We start from the raw sequence: 19,081 nt of genomic DNA on the forward strand, positions 1-19,081 counted from the left end.
ATGGCTGATACGAAAAAGGAAGGCGCCGCAGCACCTCCCCCCTTCTCACGGCAGCAATTTTACCATGTCATCGTAGGTCTCCGGTCTGCGATCCCGATAAAATTGCCAGGTATCGCGGACCTCGTGAATCTTGTTGCGATCCATTTCTGCCACAATCACCTCATCCTGATCCCTGCTGCCGACCACGACGAATTGTCCCCTCGGGTCCACCAGATACGATTGCCCGTAAAACTCACCCATATTCCAAGGCGCTTCCATCCCGACGCGGTTGATCGCAGCCACGTAGTAACCGTTGGCAACGGCATGCGCTGGCTGCTCCAGCTTCCACAGATATTCAGACAAGCCTGCGACCGTAGCCGACGGATTGAAGATGATCTCAGCACCGTTGAGCCCCAGGAGGCGCGCGCCTTCCGGAAAATGGCGGTCGTAGCAGATGTAGACACCGACTTTGGCAAACGCCGTGTCGAACACCGGATAGCCCAGATTTCCCGGTTTGAAATAATACTTCTCCCAAAAGCCGCAGCCTTCGCTGCCAACTCCGACGTGCGGGATATGCTGTTTGCGGTACTTCCCCAGATAGCTGCCGTCCGCATCGATGACGGCTGCCGTATTGTAATACGTGCCGATCCCGACACGCTCATATACCGGGAGAATCAAGACCACACCCAGTTCGCGGGCCAGAGAGCGAAAAAGCTGCACCGTCGGACCATCGGGTACTTCTTCTGCCGCCTCGTACCATTTCGTGTTCTGCTCTGCACAGAAATAAGGACCGTAAAAGATCTCCTGCAGGCAGATGATCTGAGCGCCCTGTGCAGCAGCATCACGCACCATTTTGACGTGTTTTTCGATGGCCTTTTCCTTGTGAACCTGTACGGGTTCATCGCCATGCACGTCATTTCTTGCTTGGATCAATCCAATCTTTACCCTGCTCGCCACCGTCAATGCCCCCTCCTGTCTCGACTGATCTGTCCGCTCATGGCCTGGAAAACGTCGCCCTTTTCAGATACCTGCCTGATCCCGCCTGACCGACAAACTCCTTGTCGCGCACCACGAAAGAACCGCGCGACAGGACGGAGACGACATCCCCGTACACTTCCATCCCCTCGAAAGGATTGTAGTCAACATTCATGTGGTGCGTCTCTACCGAGATCGTACGTTTGACGGCCGGGTCAAACAGCACGATGTCAGCGTCAGAACCCACGGCGATCGTGCCTTTTTGCGGGAACATGCCGAACAGTTTGGCGACCTTCGTCGAGGTGATGTCGACGAATTGGTTCAGGCTGATCTTTCCTTTCCTCACGCCTTCCGAGAACAGGATCGTCATGCGGTCCTCAATGATGGGACCGCCATTGGGGATTTTTGTAAAGTCCCCGCGTCCCAGCTCCTTTTGGCCCGCGAAATTGAAGGGGCAGTGATCGGATCCTACCGTTTGCAGGATGCCGTTTTTCAACGCGCTCCACAAAACCTCCTGGTTCCATTTCTCACGAAGCGGCGGAGACCAGACGTATTTGGCTCCTTCAAAATCAGGACGATCCAGATCCGTAATATCGAGCACCAGATACTGCGGACACGTCTCACCGTAGATATTCCAGCCCTTTTCCCTCGCCTCGGCGATCCGTCTGACGGCATCTGCGCAAGAAACGTGAACGACGTACAGCTGGGCGTCAGCCAATGCAGTCAAGGCAATGGCTCGGCCCGTCGCTTCTCCCTCTGCTTCGGGCGGACGGGTATAGGCGTGGTAGATCGGGTCTGTGTTCCCTTCTGCCAATGCCTGTTTTGTCAAATAATCCAGCACGTCGCCGTTCTCGGCGTGTACCTGCACCAGCGCACCCAGTTCCTTGGCGCGAATCAGCGTCTTGAACAGCGTCTCGTCATCGGCCATCAGGACGTTTTTATAGGCCATAAATACCTTGAGCGAGGTGATGCCTTCTGTCGCGATCACCGATTCAAGCTCCTGCAAAATCTCATCGTTGGCGTCTGAGATCATCAGATGGAAACCGTAATCGATCACTGCCTTGCCCTTTGCTTTTTCATGCCAGGTCGCAATCGCTTGATGAAGCGACTCCCCTTTTTTAGTCAGGCAAAAATCGACGATGCTGGTCGTGCCGCCAAATGCCGCTGCCTTCGTCCCGCTGAAAAAATCATCTGAAGTGACGGTGCCGCCGAATGGCATGTCGAGATGTGTATGCGGATCAATCCCTCCCGGCAACAGATAGCACCCCGTCGCATCGACGATCTCCGCGTCTTCGGCATGCAGCTCTTTTCCAATCGCAACGACCTTCTCCCCGTCAATCAAGACGTCGGCTTGGTACGTGTCGGCAGCTGTCACGACCGTTCCGCCGCGAATCCATTTTTTCAAATCTGCTCCCTCCCTTATCTTGAGCATCCCTATGGTGTAGCTCCCTCCGCTCGCTAGTACAAGCTATGCAGCAGCAAACGAGTTGATGACGGAGAGTATCAGGCAGTATCCGAACTGCTGCTTCCGCCTGCTGCAAGAGCTGCCTGACGTTGATTCCAGGTGAGTGGTGGCTGGTTGGTCGGGATTTCGACCATTTCGATGGTTCCTTCCACCGGGCAGACGATGGAGCAGAGATTGCAGCCTACACAATCCTCTTCGCGAACGACCAGGCGTTCCTTTCCTGTCGTAACGTCGGTCACCCTGTCAATGCACTGATGGGAGGTGTCTTCGCAAGCAATATGACACTTGTTGCAATGAATACAGGTCTCGTCGTTGATCCGGGCAACGACTTTGTAGTTGAGATTGAGATGTCCCCAGTCTGAATACGTGGGAACGGCTTTGCCGACCAAATCCATGACGGAAGCGATGCCGCGCTGATCCAGGTAATTGTTCAATCCGTCGATCATGTCCTCTACGATTCTAAAGCCGTGATGCATCGCAGCGGTGCACACCTGAACACCTGTCGCACCCATCAGAAGGAATTCGACGGCATCGCGCCAGTTGGAAATGCCGCCGATGCCTGAGATGGGGATGCCGACGAGCGGGTCGCGCGCGCATTCCGCCACCATATTCAGCGCAATCGGCTTCACGGCTGGCCCGCAGTAGCCGCCATGCGCCCCTTTGCCGTCGACATGCGGGATCGGCAGCCATTTATCCAGATCGACGCCCATCAGACTGTTGATCGTATTGATCATGCTGATGGCATCTGCTCCTCCTTGGGCTGCTGCTCGTGCAGTAAAACGGATATCGGTAATATTGGGGGTCAGCTTGACGATGACCGGTGTTTGCGCTACCTCCTTGACCCATTCCACCTGCTGCCGGATCAGGTCGGGATGCTGGCCTACTGCGGAACCCATTCCGCGCTCTGCCATGCCGTGGGGACAGCCGAAGTTGAGCTCCAACCCATCTACCCCGATCGCCTCCACCTTTTTGACGATTTCGTGCCAGGCTTCCTGCTTGTGCTCCACCATCAGCGAAGCGATCAACGTGTGCTTGGGAAAACGCTTCTTGGTCTCATCCATCTCCTTGAGGTTGACCTCAAGCGGCTTGTCGGTGATCAGTTCGATATTGTTGAACCCGAGCACGCGTTGACCGCCAAAATGAAGCCCGGCAAAACGGGACGTCACATTGATGATCGGTTCGCCCAGTGTCTTCCAGACAGCGCCGCCCCATCCTGCTTCAAATGCACGCTGCACCTGATAACCGGAATTCGTCGGGGGAGCGGATGCCAGCCAAAACGGGTTGGGGGATGGAATCCCCGCCAGATTGATGCTGAGATCTGCCATAATCAGTCTCCTCCATCTTCGCCCTTCGTTTGACAGAGCGGATTTTTCGCGATTTTTCAATCTACAGTTGTACTGACACGTCCCGTAAAGCCTTGTCGATGGCCCATGCAGCGCGCTTGCCGTGATTGGCTGCATCCACGACCATCGCATCGGTCTTCCCGCCGCCGAAAATCACGTCTCCCGCGGCAAACACCTTGGGATGAGATGTCCGATAGGTACCGTCCTCGATCTCCACCACTCCGTTTTTATGCTGGATGCCAAACGAGTCGATCAAGGACACAAAACGCTGCTGGCCGATCGCTTTTACGACATAATCGACTTCGATCACGAATTGACTGTCCGGAATCGGCACAGGTCTTCTCCGCCCTTTTTCATCCGGCTCTCCCAACTGCATCCGCGTCAGCTCCAAGCCCGTCACCCGTCCCTGTTCACCCAAGATCCGCGACGGTGCTACGAGCCAGCGGAACTCCACGCCATCCTGCTTGGCGAACTCATATTCGAATTCATAGCATGTCATCTCTTTTTCCGTTCTTCTGTAAAGGATCTGCACTTGCTCGGCACCCAATCGCTTGGAACAGGTGGCGGCGTCGATCGCCGTATTGCCCGCCCCGATCACGACGACCTTTTTGCCGATCATCTCGTCTGTAAGCGGTTTGGTTTTGGTCTCCTCTACCAATGCAATCGCATCCAGGACACCGTGCAAATCCTCTCCTTCTATCTGCAGCGACGGCACGTACCCCATTCCTGTCGCTAACAGAACAGAATCGTAATCTGCCAAAAGCTCCGACGGCGATACATCGACGCCGACACGAGTATTCGTGCGGATTTCTACACCCAACGCCTCAATCTGCTCCGCTTCCCACAAGGAGATTTCCTGCGGAAGACGAAATGAGACGATCCCGTACGTATTTAAGCCGCCTGCCTTTTCCTTCGCTTCAAAAATCGTCACCCGATGTCCAGCGCGAGCCAGCTCGCGTGCTGCTGACAAACCCGCTGGACCAGCTCCTACAATCGCCACGCGCTTTCCGGTTGCTTCCTCTTTTTGAAACAGCGGAGTTTTGTTTTGAATGGCCCAATCCGTAGCGTGGCGCTGCAACAGTCCGATCATGATTGCCCGTGAACCGGAGGCATGGTTGAGCACACAGGCGCCCTCGCACAACTCCTCAGTCGGACAGACGCGCGCACAGCTCGCCCCGACCGGATTGGCATCCATAATCGTCCTCGCAGATCCGAGAAGATTGCCTGTCGCGATTTTTTTAATGAAGCTGGGAATGTCTATCGAAGTCGGACAAGCCTTGATACAGGGGGCGTCATAGCAATAAAGACAGCGATTCGCTTCGTCGATTGCCTCTTTCGGTTTTAAAGCAGGCACCACTTCCCGAAACTGATCCAGTATGTGCTGCGGAGCACTCATCACGACACAACCTCCTTACCAGTTCTTCAAAACAGATACTTGCTATTAATCAATGTAGGAAAAAGCGATTTTATGATTTTTTCATTGCAGAATCTTCAGACATATCCATGCAATCATAATCCGGCTTCATGCATGATTGATTTCAAGATTGAATAGGTTGGTAAGGAGATTGGGAGGTGAATGTGAAACTGATGAGAGATTACGACCGGGAAATCGAAGCGTGGAAAAATCAGGTTATCACTGCCACGGCTCATATCGCCCAATTGGAACTGGAAAGGGCCTCTTATCTCGAACAGCAGCAGCGCCGCCTGAACTATCTCTCGTCTCGGGAGATCCTTGAGCTGCTGGAGGCTCGCCACGGAAGAGTCGGAAGCATGGCGACGATCAAACGCTGGGCAGACAGCGGCGCTCTCGGGGAAGTAATCGATGAGAGAGAAGCGTTCCCGCTGTTGGTGAACAAGCAGGGAAACAAGCGTTTTCTGTATCCGCGTGAAGACGTCTTGCAATTTCTGCGTGAAAAAGGGTATCTCTCCCCTCGATACGAGGTATTGGACCGCGTTCTTTTGGATACAGATAAGCCTTGCAGTCATGCCCTCATCATAGCCATTGAGCCCTGCGGACACCGTTTTACCTATCACGTCCAATTGGAAGCAACGGGAGAACTTCTGACACATGTCGCGGAGGAAGATCTGTTGCGCCCATAAGGAGGCATTATGGAACTGGCCGTCATCTCCATGAAAAACCATGTAGAGAATCAGGAAATCTCGCGTCAAATTCGGGATTATCACAAAAAAAAGGGGCAGCCCCTCGCCATTCGATTCAGCGAAGAACTGACCCATATCCTATTGGAAGCACCATGTCTGTACATTCCCGATCCGTCGATGCTGAATAAAGACATCTCCATCTCGGGGACGGTGAGAGTTTATGCAGATCACGCCGAAATCTATCCGCAAAAAACGGGTTCGACCATACATCTGTTTCTGGATTCCGAATTGATCGACGAACTCGAACAGATTCGTGCCCGTGTCAAGAACAAGACACAGGATGAAGTGATTTCAGAGCTGCTGATGCGCGGGCTGCGCTCCTACCATTCCGAGCGAAAGGATTCGCGATAAGGAGTCCTTCTCGTTTTATTTGAAGTCGTCACCTTTGAGGTAGTTATAGAAAGGCTGGTCCACCCAGAATTTGTAGGTCTTTACTTCCACTTCTTTGCCGAGCTTTTTAAAAGCGTTTACCACAGCCGGTGAATCTTCATTCAGGGAGAAGGTCTGCACGATATGGCGGCCGCTTTGCACGTAGTTGTTCGTGATGACCGGGTAGTCCTTCAGCTCAGTTAACGAATAGTACAGCGGTTGCCACCACGAAGCTCTCAGAAGCCCTGTCGCTTCCTCGTCATTCTTTTTCGCGTATTGGAGCACTAATGGCTGGAAGCGCTCCTTATCTTCCTGGCTGGCGAACTCAAAGCTCAAATCATACTCTTTGGAGTACGCAATGTAGTTGCCATTTTCGATTTGTACGACCTGGTAGTTCTCGGTTTGTACCGGCTCGCCCCATTCTTTGAGATAGATGAACGCAGAAGTCTTGGGTTCGAGTTGGACGTTGGCATCGATGCCTTCGCTTTTCAACAAGCCGATCAACTGAATCGCGTGAACGATGTCGCTATGTCCGTATGTAATGGTTCTTTTTGGATCGAAGCGCGGATCAAAAGCAGCGTCCTTGAGGTTGTAGCCAGTAATCAGATCTTGTTTCAAAATGTTGTCTACCAGATCCTGAAGCTCGCCTGCCTTGATGATTTGCGATTCATTCCATGCTTGTACAACTTTTCCATAGATGTCGTCCGACGAAATGTTGCCGAGGGCATTTTTTGCATGACCGTTGAACTCCGCTACTTTCCCAAGCAACTGATAAGCCAACTCAGCCTGTACATCCCCGGTTGGTTTTTGAGCTTTTAGTACATCTGCTTTTACCAATCCCAGATCGATCGCTGCAGCCAATTCTTGTGCAGCCTCGAATGAAACGTTTTCGTCGTAGGTCAGTCCTGCTTTTGCCCATGCAGCTTTGACCTTCTCCGCGCTGTATGTCCCGGCCAGCTCCTGTTGTTGTGCAGCTTTTACAGTTGCACGAACGGCTTCCAAGACAGAGAGTTTGCCGCTTGCTTTTTCTACGTATTCAGTCGCTGCCGCTTCCTTGTCCGTGATGCCGTTTGCTTGAGCCACGATTTTGTTCAATGCTGCCGCGAAGGCTTCACGGGATACCGTTCCGTTCAGTTGAACGCCGTATTGTCGTGGTACATAGTGGCTAAAGTCTGTCGAGACAGGAGTTGCAGCCAGTGCAGCATATGGTTGCACAGCGGAAGTGGATGGTCCAGCAGCAGCTGCAGCTTGCGGGAATGCAATCGCTGCTGCCAACAAAGCTGCCGTACTTACTTGGAGAAATTTCTTTTGTTTGTTCATCTTCTCTTTCTTCCTCCTCTAGGATGTCCATATAGACAACTATAATTCCCACCAAATTACTTGGTAATATTTCCTTACGCTACCATTCTTTCTTGATGAGGTCAAGGCAAGAATTATTCTTTTAAATAAAAAAAGCAGTTCCCTCCTCGAATGGGTGAGAACTGCTTTTTGCATCCATGCTTGTCTACTTATGCGTTATGGCTTCAGGACGACCTTGATGCAATCATCCATTCTGTCATTAAAAATCTCATACGCTCGACTCGCCTCTGTCAGTTTCATGCGATGCGTAATGATCTTCGTAGGGTCGATTTTACCTGCGGTGATGAGTTGAAAAATCTCCGGCATCAGGTGGATGACTGGGGCCTGTCCCATCTTCAGGCTGACATTACGAGCGAAAAACGGCCCTAGCGGAAAGTTATTGTAGTTGCCGCCGTATACACCCGTCAGTTGTACAGTACCGCATTTGCGCACCGCTTTCGTCGCGATCTGTATCGGACCGATCGTTCCTCCCTGCAGCTTGAGCTTTTGCGCTACGAATTCCAAGGGAGATTTTTTCCCATCCATCCCGACACAGTCGATTACGACATCAGCGCCACCCTGTGTGATCTCCTTCAAATGCTCCCCCATATCCTCGTACTGGGTAAAATCAAAGGTCTCCACCCGATTGATTTCCCTCGCACGATTCAGGCGGTATTCCAGATAATCTACGGCGATGACGCGCTTTGCCCCTTTTAACCAGGCAAATGCTTGGGCCATCAATCCAACTGGACCTGCCCCCAGCACGATGACCGTGTCCCCCGCTTTTACCCCGGCATGAAGCACGCTCCAGTAGGCTGTAGGAAGGACATCCGATAAAAAGAGCAATGCCTCGTCCTCCAGCTCACAAGCTTCCGGTATGACAAACGAGGAAAAGGAGCCAAAGGGCACCCGCAAATATTCAGCCTGTCCGCCAGGGTAATCGCCGAATTTTTCCGAGTAGCCGAAGTAACCGCCGGAATCGTAATGCGGGTTGGAGTGGTCGCATTGGCTTTCCAGTTCATGCTGGCAGTAAAAGCACTCCCCGCACGAGACATTGAACGGAATGACGACGCGATCCCCTTTCTTCACTTTTGTTACCTCTGGACCTACCTCTTCGACAATTCCCATCGGTTCATGGCCAATGATGTAGCCTTCGGGCAAAGGAAAATTTCCTTTGTACAGATGAAGATCAGATCCGCAGATGGCCGTGCTGGTGATCCGAACAAGAATATCATCTGCCTTCTCGATTTTGGGGTCCACGACTTCTTTTACTTCCACTTGATTGGGGCCTTGATAGGTCACCGCTCTCATGATGGCTTCCTCCCGTTTCGTGATGATCCCTGATAGGTTCATCCTGCCGCAGGAGAATTATACAAGCTTATCGGCTTAGACTGACCCGCCTATTGACAAAAAGGGATAACTTGGAATAAATTTTAGTTGAGTGATCATATATAGGGGTGGGCCAATGGGAAGAAGAAGTGATGCAAGGGAACGTTTGTTGGAAGCAGCAGTGGAATTGGTAACAGAACGTGGTTATCATGGGGTCGGTGTTCAAGAGCTGTGTAATGCTGCAGGAGTGAAACCTGGAAGTTTCTATTACTTGTTTCCTTCCAAACAGCAACTGGTGATTACCGTGTTGGAGAAGACTTGGGAAAATACAATGACATACATTATCGAGCCTATCCAAACTTCATCTCTGAATCCTTTGCAAAAGATAGAAGAATTTTTTATGAGAACCTATCATTTGCATGCACATCGAAGTAACGAAGGGAAGCCAGTTCTAGGATGTACATTTGCTCTGCTCGGAGGAGAACTCGCTACCGAAGATCCAGTGATTAACGAGAAAGTTAGGGAGATTTTTTCCTTCATCACAAACTATTTTACAGAATGGATCTCGGGAGCATATGAGCAAGGATTGATTACCATTTCGAAAGAAGATATCCCAGATACTGCGAAGGCACTGTTGTGCTTTACCGAGGGAACATCTATGATGGCACGAATCAACAATCAAGCAGATATTTTTGCTAAGATGACGGCTTCAGCACTCCGTTTAGTTGGAGCCAAGTAATTTTTTTTACCATTTTTATAGATGATCACTCAACTATTATTTTAGGAGATGAATAGAGGTCATGAAAGTTGTTCGATTATACGAGTACGGTGGACCCGAAGTAATGAAGGTGGAAGAGGATAGAAGGCCAATTGCAGGAATACATGAAGTCTTGATACTTGTCCAAGCGATCGGTCTCAATTATGCCGAGGTACAAATGCGCAAAGGCACATATCCCTATCCCTTGGGGCTACCTGCTATTTTAGGACAATGGGGTGTTGTTGCTGGGATAGTCGTAGGGATCGGTGATGGGGTTACACATGTTGAGGTAGGTATGAGTGTGATTACCCAAGTACCTCAAGGTAGTTACGCAGAATATGTCGTGGTACCCGCTTTATTCATATTGCCTGCTCCAAAGGAGATTACTCCTGCCCAAGCAACTGCACTTCTCACGCAAGGACAAACGGCTTATCATACTTTAAAATTTGCGGGGCGTATACAATTTGGAGATACGGTTCTCATCCATGCGGCTGCTGGGGGTGTTGGAAGTTTGGCCGTACAACTGGCGAAGGCCTTACACGCAGGCAAAGTTATTGCGACAGTTAGTACACCTACGAAACAAGAGTTGGTTCGATCTCTGGGGGCCGATATCATCATCAATTACAGTGAGCCTAATTGGATTCAACAAGTGCTTGATCATACAGAGGGTAAAGGAGCAGACATCGTTTTGGAAATGGTTGGTGGCCAGATACTGGAGGGAAGTCTTCGCGCCCTTGCCCCTTTTGGGCGTCTCGTCTATTTCGGTTCTGCAAGTGCATCAACAGAAAAATGGGACTTTGTGAATTTGTTGCAAGTATTAGAAAATAAATCGATTATTGGATTCAATATTGCTCATTTTCTTACAAGCTTCCCTGAATTGGCGAAAGAAGGATTGGAGCATCTATATGAATTGGTATCGATGAATAGATTGAACCCTGTAGTGAAGCATATATTCCCCTTGGTGAACGCATCAGAGGCTCACGCCCTACTTGAATCCCGTCAAACGGTAGGAACAGTAGTCTTGCAACCATAAAAGGAGCGGCAGTCTAGGGATCAATAGCAGTAGACTGTATCGATCCCAACTGCTCGGGTTTTGCCATTTCATATTGATCTGGAAGCTATCTACAAGAGCAGTCTCCCCCTTCAGTAGAGGCTATTTCTCCTCAGGTAGCTCCGACCACTTGTTGACTTTCGCTGGTGGACGATAATCACGCATCCGATCCAGCAGAACAGCAGGATCGCTTTCACAGATCAACAATGGTGTTTCGGTAGGCGGAATGAAGCCGGCCTCCGTGGCATGTTGAACTAGCTCCATCACAGGGGTGTAATACCCTTTGACATTCAACAAACCAATGGGTTTGTCGTGGATGCCGATCTGCCCCCAACTGACCACTTCAAAAATTTCTTCAAACGTGCCGTAGCCCCCGGGCAAGGCGATGAAGCCGTCTGCTAGCTCATTCATTTTTGCTTTCCGTTCATGCATGGAGCTTACCTCGTGCAGTTCACTCAGGCTGGTGTGGACGATCTCGCCTCGAAACAATCCGGTCGGCATGACGCCGATCACGTGACCTCCGCCGTTCAGTACGGTATTGGCGACCCGCCCCATCAATCCCAGCTTGGAGCCACCGTACACCAAGTCCATTTTCCGGGCGAGCAACTCATATCCCAATTGCTCAGCCGATTGACTGAACGCTGTATGTACACCTGGATTTGACCCTGCAAAAACACAAATTCGTTTCATCTCGCCCCTCCTAATGTTTGTTGATCATTCCTTTGATAGTGTACAGGATAATTTTGTGAAAGACCATGCCGAGTCATGAAGGAAATACCAAAAAATAAAATCCCGCCTCCCTTTTGACAGGGAGACGGGAATGTTGTCAGGCTTACAGTGTATCGAATGCTTCCTTCATGACATTAGCGATAAAATCCAAATCTTCACTTGTGGTAGAGAAAGGCGGAGACAGGGTGAGCACATTGTTATATCCCGGAATCGTGTCGCCGTTGCGTCCAATGATCAGCCCTCGCTTCTTGCATTCCGCGATTACCTGGGTCAATTTGGCAGGTGCAGCCGGTTCCTTCGTCTGTTTGTCTTCCACCATCTCGATCCCCATCAGGAAACCGAAGCTGCGGATGTCGCCAACCAGTGGATGATCGGCCAAGAATCCGAGTTTGGTGCGCAGCTCGGAACCCAACTGCTCGGCTCTCTCCACCAATTGCTCCTCTTCCATCAATTCCAGATTTTTGAGCGCCAGCGCACAGGCTGCCGGATTTCCGCCAAAGGTATTGACGTGGCGGAAATGCTGGTTGGTTCCCTGTTCTTTGAAAGAATCGGCGATTTCCGCTCTTACAGCCGTTGCAGAGAGCGGGAGATAGGCGCTTGTAATGCCTTTTGCCATCGTCACAATGTCCGGTTTGATCCCGAAGTTCTGATGGCCGAATTTTTGACCGGAACGTCCAAATCCGCAGATGACCTCGTCGACGATCAAAAGCACCCCGTATTTATCGCAGATCTCGCGTACTTTGGGCATGTACTCCGGCGGCGGAACGATCACTCCTCCCCCCGTGATCGTCGGCTCCATGATTACCGCAGCCACCGTTTTCTCGCCTTCCCAGTTGATCGCTTGATCGAAGAATTGGGCACATTCCAGACTGCAATCCCCGTACGTTTTCCCGACTGGACAGCGATAGCAATACGGTGGCGGGACATGAAGGAAGCCAGGAGCCAATGGTTCGTATTTTTCTTTGCGGATCGACTGTCCGGTCGCAGCCAGTGAGCCCATCGTGTTGCCGTGATAGGCGCGGTGGCGGGAGATGAACTTATAGCGTCCCGGCTCGCCATTCTGATGATGGTACTGGCGCGCCAATTTAAATGCCACTTCATTGGCTTCCGATCCGCTGTTGGAGAAGAAGACGCGATACTCCGCTCCGAGCCACTCGCTTACCTTCTCGGCGAGTCGAATCGCAGGGACGTGACTTTGAGTCAGCGGAAAATAAGCCAACTGCTTCAACTGTTCGTAAGCTGCATCCGCCAACTCTTGCCTGCCGTAGCCGATGTTGACACACCATAACCCCGACATGCCATCCAGGTAGCGATTGCCGTCAATATCCGTGATCCAGGAGCCGCTCGCTTCAGTAGCAATCATCGGATTGGGGTTGTACGGCGACATATGATGCCACATATGCGTGCGGTCTGAATCCAGCAAGCTATCCTTATCGTACGGTTTTGTCAGTTGCTCTTGTTCCATGACAGCATCCCCCTTTTCGTGAAAAACGTCTCGACGTTTTTCATTCAACAAGATATGACCGTTTATTTCACAAAGACTTTTTGCGATCCGATACTCGTATCCCCATCCTCGAACCAACGTGATGTCACTGTCTTCTTCTTGGTGAAAAACTCTACACCGTCTTTTCCGTTCGCGTGCAGATCGCCGTAAAACGACTGCTTCCATCCTGAGAAGGCGAAAAAGCCCATCGGAGCTGGTACCCCGACGTTGACGCCTACCATACCGGCTTCTACCCGCTGCACGAACTACCGTCCCCATTTTCCATTGTTGGTGTAGATCGTCGCGCCATTTCCATAACGGGAACGACTGATTGTCTCCAAGCCTTCATCGAAGCTTCCAACCCGCATGACGCTCAGCACTGGAGCAAAAATTTCGTCGCGGACTATCACCATCTCAGCGTCAGCTTTGTCAAAAATGGTGGGGCCAAGGAAGTAACCAGCATCCTTCCCTTTTGCATCCTCCCTGCCGTCACGCACGAGATCAGCGCCTGCCTCCAGCCCTTTTTCGATGAAGCCGTGGACTTTGTCGAGATGGCTGTCCCGAATTACGGGGCCGAGGTCGACGCCTTGCTCCAACCCATCGCCCATCACCAGCGCATTCGACTCCTCGATCAACAGCTGAACCAATTCATCCGCGATTTCCTCGACAGCGACGACAGCACTGGCTGCCATACAGCGTTCCCCTGCACAGCCAAATGCGGAACTGACAATCGTTTTGGCGGCACGGCGCAGGTCTGTATCCGGCATGACCAGGTGGTGGTTCTTGGCGCCTGCCAGTGCCTGTACGCGCTTGCCGTGCGCCGCTCCAGTCTTGTAGACGTATTCGGCAACTGGCTGCGATCCGACAAACGAGATTCCCTTCACATCGGGATGCTCCAGCAGGCCGTTGACAACATCATGCGCCCCGTTGACGACATTGAACACCCCGTCTGGCAGTCCCGCTTCCTTCAACAATTCTGCGATCCGTACACTTGAGATCGGCGTGCGCTCAGACGGCTTCAAGACAAAGGTATTGCCTGCCGTAATTGCGATCGGGTACATCCACATCGGCACCATGACGGGAAAGTTGAATGGCGTGATTCCAGCGACGACGCCGAGCGGGAAGCGAATGACATGGCTGTCGATACTCTTCGCGATATTGGGCAAGGTCTCACCCATCAACAGGGTCGGCATGCCGCAGGCGAACTCCACCATTTCGAGTGCTCTCAATAGCTCGGCATGTGCTTCTGGCAGGGTTTTTCCGTTCTCCATGGTAATCATCCGCGCCAATTCGTCTTCATGCTTGGTCAACAAATGATGGAAGCGAAACATAATGCGCGCACGGTCTACTACAGGAGTCTCACTCCATGCCGGGAAGGCTGTCTTGGCTGCCTGAACGGCCTTGTCCACATCCTCTTTGGTAGAAATGGGTACCTGCGAAAGAATTTCTCCCGTTGCCGGATTTGGTACGTCCTCGTAGCGAGAGGTTTTCGCATCGATCCACTGACCGCCGATGTAATTTTTCAAAGGTTGGGTGACAGTTGTATGACTCATCCTATCAACTCCTTGCGTTCATTGTTCTTCTCAGCCTTATTTTATCGGAATTTTCAATCCATTATCACTAGACAAAGCGTCAGTGGTTGACTTACATTGATCTTACAGAGTGTCTAGTTCCTCCAATTGGAGTCGGTAACGAGGTGGAAGATGAGCAATGATTGGCGTTTGACTGTCGGTGAAGCGCTGCGCCGCCCTTCTTTTCAACACGCTCAGGTGGTCGCTGGGAGCAAGGGCTTGTCGCGTCCCATCCGCTGGGTTCATGTACTGGAATCTGCCGATACAGGAAAGTACTTAAACGGGGGTGAACTGATTCTCACGACCGGACTGGGCTTTGGGGAAGCAAAAGATAAGCGCCTTGCCTACCTGTCCGAGCTGATTCATCAAAAAGCGGTCGGATTATGTGTGGAATTGGGCTCCTATCTGCCGATGATCCCTCTGGATATGCTGGAAATGGCGGATCATCACCAGTTTCCGTTGATCGTTTTTCACCAGCCTGTTCGCTTCGTCGATATTACACTCGATCTGCATGAGCATCTGACGAACCGGCAGCTTCGGGCCTTGCGCGACCTCGAATCCTATTCCCGAAGTCTGCAACAGCTTAGCTTGCAATCACACGGTTTGCCGAAGCTGCTCCAGCATTTTCAATCCGCTGTACAAACACAAGTATTTCTCTTTACGCCGGATTCCGTCCCGCTGTTTTCTCCTCCGGTCGCGCAAGTGGTTCAAACCGAGCTTTCTGCTTTCATGCGCGAACACTTTGTAGCAGATAACATGGCGAACCCCAATGCTCATTTTTTACCCCTGAATGATAAAAAACAGATAGTCTACCAGCCAGTGATGGCCATGGGGCATCTTCTCGCCTATGTCGGCATGGTTCTGTATGAGCGAACAGCCGATGAATTCATTCTCCTTACGTTGGATAACACGGTTCATGCCATCGCACAAATTCTGATGCGCAAGATGTTTGTGGAGGAGCAGTCCTTAGCGATGGAGTACCGCTTATTCGACGACTTGCTCGCCAGACGCCCTTTGACTGAGGAACAGATCCGCACGATCATGGGTCTATCCGCCTCTGCACGTCCGCCAGCTTATCATCTGATGATGCTGTCCTTTGAGCGGAATGGCAGCCAAGAAGAGACTCTGCCGCCCCATGATGCAACAGCCGTTTTTCGCTCATTGCTGGAACGTTTGGGCTTTCGTCCCTTTATCCGCTGTGTCGGCAATCGCTTTACCTTTTTGCTCGTCGAAAAACAGCCCGTCAGCCGCCCTCGCAAACTGCTGGATCGAGTCATGGCTGAGCTGCAGCGGATTCTTGTCCAGCTTATAGGGGCTGATACCACCATTCGGTTCGGGGTAAGCCGCAGCAGCCAGCGCTTCACTGACGCGTCCAAGCATCTGGCAGAAGCGGAGCAAGCTCTCTTGTTTCAGCATGAATCAGCCAGTCCCTATTTCGCCGATCTTGGCCTGTTTCGATTGCTTTTTCACATTCCCCAAGAACCCGTGCTGCACAGCTTTATTTCAGATTATCTGGGCCCGTTGATCCAATATGATGAGAAACACGGTTCCTCCCTCGTTCACACGTTGCGAGTCTATCTCGATTGCCATCTCTCCAAACAGGAGACAGCCGAAAAGCTGTTTATCCATCGGCAAACCCTGTACCACCGCCTGGAAAAGATCAAGGAGTGCATCGGAGAAGACTTTGCTTCGCCGGAACGCCGGATCTGTTTGGAGATTGCTTTGCGCACAGTAAGCTGGACTCATAAGGAGTTCCCTGCACATCAGACACAGAAATAGGGAAAAGGCGTGTGAGCTGTTCAGCAGTCACACGCCTTTTCTTATCGTTATGATTCAGCCAATGAAATGGCTTGTGCCCTCATGAGGGAGGAGGACGATGTCCAATATCCGGGCGTTTTGGGGATTCATTCGGGGACTTTTCCAGCCTGATTACTTAGCAGAAATGGCTGGTTTGACTCTCAGCAGTTCATTGGTTTTCAAAATTTTGCCAAAACCGCTTCCTTTGACAATTTCTTTTATACTTGGTTTTGCTGGGTACATGAGCTACACCTCCTTTCTTTTCTCTCATCGGCAACCTCTTGATTTTGATTATAGTGGGTGTCTAGGGAAAAATCTGTAACGATCATCACAAAACGATAAAAATTTAGTCCAAGCAGCGTTGAAAATCAGCCCACGTCAATTCAGCAAGCTGCTTTGGATTCCATTCTTCTTGTGGAATCTCTGTCAAGCGAATCGCCTGATTTTGCATCGCTTCCTGCACCAGATTTCGGGCGAAGCGTCCATTGCCGCCGATGCCATGCTCACCGGCGATCTCTGAGAGCCTTACTGCCAGCTTTTCGATGGTTTCGTTCGTGATCAGATAGCCCGCATTCTTCCCTTCCCATTCTATGATCTGCACAAGCTGGTCCACGGTATAGTCCGGAAAATGGATATATTTTTTAAAACGGGAGACCAGCCCCGGATTGCTTAGCAACAAGCGATTCATTTCCTCTGAGTAACCAGCGAGGACAACCACCAGATTTTCGCCATGTCTCGTCATTTCCTCTACTAGTGTCTGGACGACCTCTTGCCCGTAGTCCTGCTCACTTGTACCGAACAAGGCATATGCTTCATCGATAAAAAGCACTCCCCCGAGGGCTTCCCGGATTTTCCTTTTTGTCAACGCTGCCGTCTGCCCGACATACCCCGCCACCAGATCCGCTCTGCTGGCTACGACGAGATGTCCCCGCTTCAAATAACCAATTTCCCGCAGAATTTGAGCGTACAAGGCAGCCACTGTCGTCTTGCCAGTCCCGGGATTGCCTGTAAAAACAGCGTGCAGCTCCACGGGGCTTGCCTTCATTCCCCTCTCTGAACGTTCTTTTTGGACGCGAACAAAAGCTGTGATTTTCTTCAATTCGGCCTTCACCTGTTCCAGCCCGATCAACGCTTGCAAGCGCTCGGATGCAGCAGCAGTCTCCTCCCTAGAGGTATCTGACTGAATATCTTCCGGGTAAAGGACGGTGAAGTCGCTCCATTGCAGGTCTTTGCCAGCCGTCGCTTTTCCCTTGGCGAAAATCGCGTCGAGAATGAGGTTGGCTGCCGTCCGGGCATTGCCAAAGCTCTCGTCGACCCGGGATTTTTCAATGCGCTGCCGCAAGCTGCGGCTCGCTTCCTCAGTGAGGAGATAGTCATTTCGCTCGGCGACTTGGGAAGCGATCTGCACCAGCTCATCGGTCGTATAATCGGGCAGCAGAAAATGGCCTGTCTCCGGAAAGCGGCTGTACAAGCCGGGGTTGGCGTACAAAAAATTCCGCATTTCTTCAGGATAGCCTGCCAGCATGACGACAAAACGACCGGCATACTCTCCGCCTGTCATGGCGGCTACCAGCGTGTCGATCGCAGCCTGTCCATAATCGCTGCCCGAGCTGTCCGCACGTTTCAAACTGTATGCTTCATCGATAAAAAGAACCCCTCCGTCTGCTCGTTTGACTGCATCCATGACCCGCTGTTCCGTCTGACCGACATAGCCGCCGACCAGATGAGAGCGGTCCACTTCTATCAGCTGACCGGATGCGAGCAGCCCCAGTTCCTTGTACAAACGGGCGATCAGACGCGCCAAGGTCGTCTTCCCCGTGCCGGGATTGCCCATCAGCACGAGGTGAAGCGGCAAATCATCCTGCATGTGCCAGCCCTTTTCCTCACGCTTTTGCCGGTATTGCAAAAACTGGGCAAGCTGGCGGACACGCTCCTTGATCTCGTCTAGCCCGATCAATCCTTCCAATTCTTCAAGGGCCGATGAGTCTGTCTTCTCCGGATTTTCTTCCGTTTCCTGCCGCAACTCTAGATCCTGCCAAATCTGCTCCAAACGGTTTCTCTGCTCCTGAATGGAGCGAATGGTCTCTTGCAGTTGTCCCAGTAATTCTGTGGAAAAAAACACGCCTGACAACGAGGCAGCATAAGCATCCACCTGAAGCTGCAATTTCTCGACAAGTTCTTCGCGATCTATGAAAAGCTGGTTCAAATCAGCCGCCCATTGTATGGTCTGCTCATCCGCCAGCTTGCGTGCAAGCTCCTGGATATGAGTGATATTGGCCAGCTGCCGGGCCGTAAATTGCTTGGCTTCCCCAGCAAGCCGCGTCAAAATTTCTACGTTTCTTCTGCGTGTCACCACATTATCGGTCTCCCGGATGGTCGGGAAATTTTCGTTTAATGCCTGTTCCTCCCGCAAACGCAGAATCTCCTGACGAAGCAACAGCTCGTGGGCAACACGGTATTCCGGGTCCAACTGGACAGCCCGCTCCAACCATTCCCTCGTCATGCGATACCCGCCAGCTTTGTTCTTACGCAGCAAGGAAAGACACGTCAGCACGACCGCTTCTGCCTGATCCAGCCATTGCTGCGGTTCTTTTGATCTTCGCTGTTCGATCTCTTCCAGCATTGCCATGCAGGTTCCTTCCGAAAGTTCTGCCGTTTTGGGAAGCACCTTTCGCCACTGCTGGATCGTGGTGTACAAATCCCGTTCCTGAAGCTGATCCATGTCATTGCTCCTT

14 protein-coding genes and 1 pseudogene are annotated in these 19,081 nt (G+C 51.5%); 5 read left to right on the forward strand and 10 right to left on the reverse strand.

Translation table 11 applies throughout. The features are described 5' to 3' along the window. Positions 1-45 precede the first annotated feature (45 nt). From T458_RS41555 to T458_RS41570, 4 genes are all read right to left on the reverse strand, one after another. Positions 46-936, reverse strand: coding sequence for a nitrilase-related carbon-nitrogen hydrolase (locus tag T458_RS41555; RefSeq protein ID WP_023556979.1), 891 nt, complete (start codon positions 934-936; stop codon positions 46-48). A gap of 37 nt (positions 937-973) precedes the next feature. After that, on the reverse strand, positions 974-2,359 hold the full coding sequence (gene hydA / locus T458_RS41560; RefSeq protein ID WP_023556980.1) for a dihydropyrimidinase: 1,386 nt from the start codon (positions 2,357-2,359) through the stop codon (positions 974-976). A gap of 98 nt (positions 2,360-2,457) precedes the next feature. Further along, positions 2,458-3,744, reverse strand: a complete 1,287-nt coding sequence (gene preA / locus T458_RS41565; RefSeq protein ID WP_023556981.1) for an NAD-dependent dihydropyrimidine dehydrogenase subunit PreA — start codon at positions 3,742-3,744, stop codon at positions 2,458-2,460. 61 nt (positions 3,745-3,805) lie between these two features. Further along, a complete protein-coding gene (locus T458_RS41570; RefSeq protein WP_023556982.1) occupies positions 3,806-5,158 on the reverse strand; it encodes an NAD(P)-dependent oxidoreductase in 1,353 nt (450 codons plus the stop codon). A gap of 176 nt (positions 5,159-5,334) precedes the next feature. On the opposite strand from T458_RS41570, the gene T458_RS41575 reads away from it, so the two are divergent. Both T458_RS41575 and T458_RS41580 read left to right on the forward strand, forming a co-directional pair. Beyond that, positions 5,335-5,862 carry a hypothetical protein gene (locus tag T458_RS41575; RefSeq protein ID WP_023556983.1) on the forward strand — a complete coding sequence of 176 codons (528 nt, stop codon included), beginning with the start codon at positions 5,335-5,337 and terminating at the stop codon, positions 5,860-5,862. A gap of 9 nt (positions 5,863-5,871) precedes the next feature. Beyond that, positions 5,872-6,273 carry a hypothetical protein gene (locus tag T458_RS41580; protein WP_023556984.1) on the forward strand — a complete coding sequence of 134 codons (402 nt, stop codon included), beginning with the start codon at positions 5,872-5,874 and terminating at the stop codon, positions 6,271-6,273. 15 nt (positions 6,274-6,288) lie between these two features. On the opposite strand, the gene T458_RS41585 is transcribed toward T458_RS41580, so the two are convergent. Further along, positions 6,289-7,611, reverse strand: a complete 1,323-nt coding sequence (locus T458_RS41585; protein WP_023556985.1) for a hypothetical protein — start codon at positions 7,609-7,611, stop codon at positions 6,289-6,291. A 195-nt stretch (positions 7,612-7,806) separates the two neighbouring features. Beyond that, positions 7,807-8,940: a zinc-dependent alcohol dehydrogenase gene (locus tag T458_RS41590; RefSeq protein WP_023556986.1), complete on the reverse strand. Its 1,134-nt coding sequence runs from the start codon at positions 8,938-8,940 to the stop codon at positions 7,807-7,809. A 154-nt stretch (positions 8,941-9,094) separates the two neighbouring features. On the opposite strand from T458_RS41590, the gene T458_RS0128865 reads away from it, so the two are divergent. Next, the gene (locus T458_RS0128865) at positions 9,095-9,697 is read left to right on the forward strand and encodes a TetR/AcrR family transcriptional regulator (protein ID WP_023556987.1); all 603 of its coding nucleotides are present in this window, start codon (positions 9,095-9,097) and stop codon (positions 9,695-9,697) included. Positions 9,698-9,758: 61 nt separating this feature from the next. Beyond that, positions 9,759-10,748: a quinone oxidoreductase family protein gene (locus tag T458_RS41595; RefSeq protein WP_023556988.1), complete on the forward strand. Its 990-nt coding sequence runs from the start codon at positions 9,759-9,761 to the stop codon at positions 10,746-10,748. A gap of 120 nt (positions 10,749-10,868) precedes the next feature. Here the strand turns inward: T458_RS41595 and T458_RS41600 are convergent, their stop codons facing one another. The 3 genes and pseudogenes from T458_RS41600 to T458_RS41610 all read right to left on the reverse strand — a co-directional run bounded on the left by T458_RS41600 (position 10,869) and on the right by T458_RS41610 (position 14,531). Next, complete coding sequence (locus T458_RS41600) at positions 10,869-11,456, reverse strand: LOG family protein (RefSeq protein WP_023556989.1); 588 nt, start codon at positions 11,454-11,456, stop codon at positions 10,869-10,871. A gap of 142 nt (positions 11,457-11,598) precedes the next feature. Continuing rightward, on the reverse strand, positions 11,599-12,960 hold the full coding sequence (locus tag T458_RS41605; protein ID WP_023556990.1) for an aspartate aminotransferase family protein: 1,362 nt from the start codon (positions 12,958-12,960) through the stop codon (positions 11,599-11,601). A 62-nt stretch (positions 12,961-13,022) separates the two neighbouring features. Next, positions 13,023-14,531: pseudogene (locus T458_RS41610) on the reverse strand (CoA-acylating methylmalonate-semialdehyde dehydrogenase). 150 nt (positions 14,532-14,681) lie between these two features. On the opposite strand from T458_RS41610, the gene T458_RS41615 reads away from it, so the two are divergent. Further along, positions 14,682-16,328 carry a PucR family transcriptional regulator gene (locus T458_RS41615; protein WP_023556991.1) on the forward strand — a complete coding sequence of 549 codons (1,647 nt, stop codon included), beginning with the start codon at positions 14,682-14,684 and terminating at the stop codon, positions 16,326-16,328. Between the two features lie 364 nt (positions 16,329-16,692). Here T458_RS41615 and T458_RS41620 read toward each other — a convergent pair whose 3' ends face one another. After that, entirely contained in the window at positions 16,693-19,068 is a 2,376-nt protein-coding gene (locus T458_RS41620; RefSeq protein ID WP_023556993.1) for an AAA family ATPase, read from the reverse strand. Positions 19,069-19,081: the final 13 nt, after the last annotated feature.

The sequence above is a fragment of the Brevibacillus panacihumi W25 genome, from assembly GCF_000503775.1.
Classification (GTDB): domain Bacteria; phylum Bacillota; class Bacilli; order Brevibacillales; family Brevibacillaceae; genus Brevibacillus; species Brevibacillus panacihumi_A.

Bases quoted from the DNA above. Each gene is read 5' to 3' on its own strand.
- preA (WP_023556981.1), bottom strand. From the start codon at position 3,744: ATGGCAGATCTCAGCATCAATCTGGCGGGGATTCCATCCCCCAACCCG.
- T458_RS41570 (WP_023556982.1), bottom strand. From the start codon at position 5,158: ATGAGTGCTCCGCAGCACATACTGGATCAGTTTCGGGAAGTGGTGCCT.
- T458_RS41580 (WP_023556984.1), top strand. From the start codon at position 5,872: ATGGAACTGGCCGTCATCTCCATGAAAAACCATGTAGAGAATCAGGAA.
- T458_RS41585 (WP_023556985.1), bottom strand. From the start codon at position 7,611: ATGAACAAACAAAAGAAATTTCTCCAAGTAAGTACGGCAGCTTTGTTG.
- T458_RS41590 (WP_023556986.1), bottom strand. From the start codon at position 8,940: ATGAGAGCGGTGACCTATCAAGGCCCCAATCAAGTGGAAGTAAAAGAA.
- T458_RS0128865 (WP_023556987.1), top strand. From the start codon at position 9,095: ATGGGAAGAAGAAGTGATGCAAGGGAACGTTTGTTGGAAGCAGCAGTG.
- T458_RS41595 (WP_023556988.1), top strand. From the start codon at position 9,759: ATGAAAGTTGTTCGATTATACGAGTACGGTGGACCCGAAGTAATGAAG.
- T458_RS41600 (WP_023556989.1), bottom strand. From the start codon at position 11,456: ATGAAACGAATTTGTGTTTTTGCAGGGTCAAATCCAGGTGTACATACA.
- T458_RS41605 (WP_023556990.1), bottom strand. From the start codon at position 12,960: ATGGAACAAGAGCAACTGACAAAACCGTACGATAAGGATAGCTTGCTG.
- T458_RS41615 (WP_023556991.1), top strand. From the start codon at position 14,682: ATGAGCAATGATTGGCGTTTGACTGTCGGTGAAGCGCTGCGCCGCCCT.
- T458_RS41620 (WP_023556993.1), bottom strand. From the start codon at position 19,068: ATGGATCAGCTTCAGGAACGGGATTTGTACACCACGATCCAGCAGTGG.